Here is a 2,879-nt window from a genome sequence, read left to right on the forward strand (position 1 = left end):
CTATAAACTTTCCATTCACATTCACCGCGTTAACGGATATCGGATTGGCAGCATCAGCAATCGCCCAGGATTGAAACATAAGTACGAAGAAAAACACAAACACAATAACCTTTTTCAAGATAAATTACCTCCTTTTTCAATAAGTACCCTTACCTAAGACGTATGAATTATCCGAAAAGTTTCTAATATATTGTATAATAATTGTATAACTGTAAATTTGGTGAGGGGAAAGACGATGCTAAAAAATCCTTATTATTTAACTTTTGTTCTTTTGGTATGGCTCATAGCTAGTCTAGTTTTGCGAATTTCATATAATTATCCGAATACTCTTTATAACTGGTTGTTAGCATCATTAATAATCCGTTTAATTGTACGTGCTATTCATGCAACATATCAGAAAAATGGGCAGACCAGTAGGATAACTGATTTGGGTGTAGAATTATTTATGCTTCTCATTTCATTTGGAGTTATCATATCCATATTTTCAACTAAAGACTTTTCACGGTCCTATCAAAATTTTTCTGTTTGCGGAGCTATATTTACTTATTGGTGTGTGCGTTGATATTTTTGAAATCAGAAAAAAAGGGCGGAATTAGATCATATGTTTATATGTAGACAAATGGAAAAGGAAGGTGATACCAATGACGACTTTTGCTCTTGTATTATTTATTGCATCTGTGATTCAATTGGTTCTGGATAAAAATATCAGCAAAACAGATGAGAAGATATCAGACACGGATGGTTTTATCCCGTACAGGTGGTTCATTGTGATTGGGGGTATTGTGGTAATTTTGTCAGTTTTTTTTTGTTAAAGAACCTTATAAATATGTTTGGATTTGCGTATTACTTATTCTATTGTTCGGTGTTCGATCTATCTTCCAATGGAAATATATTCGAAGTTCACAAAAACATATTACTTCACTATTGATGATGGCCATATCTGTAGTTGGTACAATTGTTTACGTTTTAATTTAACAAAATAATGCACATTTGTGCGGTTATGTGCCAGCTTCCCCACTCTTGTCCTGTTCGCTCCCTTACTTGCCGATCAGCCAGCCTATTTGCTACAGATATCCCGGCTGGTAAAAGAAACGTCTTTAATAATCTTCAATCCACAATGATACGTATATAAATAGTACGTAAGCTAAAAGGAAGAACCCAATCACACTAAAAAGGATAATCCAGATAAAACGTTTTTTTAATGGGGACAGGATTTTCCCCCACCGTCTTAGGATTCTTTGACGGGTAGGCAACAACTCATATTCTAATTTCTTTAAAACATGTTCCGCTTTGTTCTCATCTTTATTTAAAAGTTCACTCCAAACTTGTTCATATTGCTCTCGAATTGCTTCTTTAGTAGAACTATCTTTTAGCAAAACCATTTGCAACCTCCCTAGAAAACAAAGTAGCAAGAGAAGACCTGAAGAACAAAGCTTCAGATCTCCTTGCATCTAATCTTAATTCTCGTAAACATGTCCTCTTACCTTCACGGAATTACCAATTTCCTGTTCTTCAGCCCTATCAACTTCCTGAAGCTTACGGATAGGAAACTAAGACGTCCTTGTAAAATGCGCTCTCACCTGCTGCCAACCATCTTCTTCAACTTCACTTCGATAGCACGATGATGTAACGCAGCGGAACATGGTGCTGCTCTATGCAGGTATACATGATGATTAGCGTTTTACCAGCCTTTAGGGTTACAACCGACTCAAAAAAAAGAGGGCTCCTAGATTGAGCCAGAAACACCTTTTTATCGCGATGAACTACCTTCTTTTACGAAGTATGTTTATTTTATGAAGTTCTCAAAAGATATCGTATAATAATTGTAAATGGAGTGTGGGGAGAGAACTATGCTGACGAAGCTGAAGAATCCAATTTTTCTTATTTTGATAATTTTCTTGGCTACCCTAACAGTGCGAATTGTATATAATAATCCACCCCATTATATTTATGATTGGTTGATGGGTATATACGCCATCCGTTTGATCGGTCGGACGTTGTACGAAAAATACCAAAATAAGCATAGAACCAGTATTGTAACTGATACGGTTGTAGAAGTGATTATGGTTATGATCTCAGTTGGAATTATCCTATTTTTATTTATGTCACAAGAAACATGGTGGCATAAGTCGCTTTTTCTAATAGCAGAATCCTATTTCCTCATTCATATCGGCATAAATTCTAAAGAAATCATAAAAAATGGGCGGAATTGATCCGCCCTCTCTTTTTGTTGTTACTTCCTAGAGTACATCGTAAGAAGCTGTCGTATAGTAAGTATAGTATTCCACTGTCGGACCTTTAATAAAGATTCGTTCAAGCTGCAACGTGGCCTTGAGATACAAAACAGAAAGCCTCGAACCGGAAATTATTGGATAATAGTTGAACAAATGAAAAAAGAAGGTGATACCAATGACTTTTGCTCTTGTATTATTTATTGCCGCTGTGATTCAATTTGCTCTGGATAAAATTATCAGCAAAACAGATGAGAAGATATCAGACACGGATGGTTTTATCCCATACAGGTGGTTCATTGTGATTGGGGGGTATTGTGGTAATTTTGTCAGTTCCTTTTGTTAAAGAACCTTAAAAATATGTTTGGATTGGCGTATTACTTATTCTACTGTTCGGTGTTCGATCTATCTTCCAATGGAGATATATTCGAAGTTCACAAAAACACATTATTTCACTATTGATGATGGCTATATCTATAGTTGGTACAATTGTTTACGTTTTAACTTAACAAAAAGGCCGCACAATTTGGTATTATCCCCTTCTAGTAGACAAGAGAGAAAAGACATCTGGTAAGATGGACTTAATCTTGTTGAACGGAGGGGATTTTTCATGGCTAAAAAGGGACAATCATTCCGGCAATACTCCTT

General features: G+C 35.7%; 4 protein-coding genes. 3 read left to right on the top strand and 1 reads right to left on the bottom strand.

Going from position 1 to position 2,879, the window contains the following annotated elements; all coding sequences use genetic code 11:
- Positions 1–855: 855 nt before the first annotated feature.
- Entirely contained in the window at positions 856–975 is a 120-nt protein-coding gene (locus G9G57_RS26115; RefSeq protein WP_238799344.1) for a DUF4181 domain-containing protein, read from the top strand.
- Positions 976–1,097: 122 nt separating this feature from the next.
- On the opposite strand, the gene G9G57_RS25200 is transcribed toward G9G57_RS26115, so the two are convergent.
- On the bottom strand, positions 1,098–1,382 hold the full coding sequence (locus G9G57_RS25200) for a hypothetical protein (RefSeq protein WP_164965676.1): 285 nt from the start codon (positions 1,380–1,382) through the stop codon (positions 1,098–1,100).
- 468 nt (positions 1,383–1,850) lie between these two features.
- Between G9G57_RS25200 and G9G57_RS25205 the strand changes: the two genes are divergently transcribed.
- Positions 1,851–2,213, top strand: coding sequence for a hypothetical protein (locus G9G57_RS25205; protein ID WP_164965677.1), 363 nt, complete (start codon positions 1,851–1,853; stop codon positions 2,211–2,213).
- Between the two features lie 443 nt (positions 2,214–2,656).
- Positions 2,657–2,740: a hypothetical protein gene (locus G9G57_RS26120; protein WP_446724836.1), complete on the top strand. Its 84-nt coding sequence runs from the start codon at positions 2,657–2,659 to the stop codon at positions 2,738–2,740.
- Positions 2,741–2,879: the final 139 nt, after the last annotated feature.

The organism is Paenibacillus sp. EKM211P, from assembly GCF_011066175.1.
Taxonomy (GTDB): Bacteria; Bacillota; Bacilli; order Paenibacillales; family Paenibacillaceae; genus Paenibacillus; species Paenibacillus polymyxa.

Excerpts from the sequence above, each read along its gene's own strand:
- G9G57_RS25205 (WP_164965677.1), top strand. The coding sequence starts at position 1,851 with ATGCTGACGAAGCTGAAGAATCCAATTTTTCTTATTTTGATAATTTTC.
- G9G57_RS25200 (WP_164965676.1), bottom strand. The coding sequence starts at position 1,382 with ATGGTTTTGCTAAAAGATAGTTCTACTAAAGAAGCAATTCGAGAGCAA.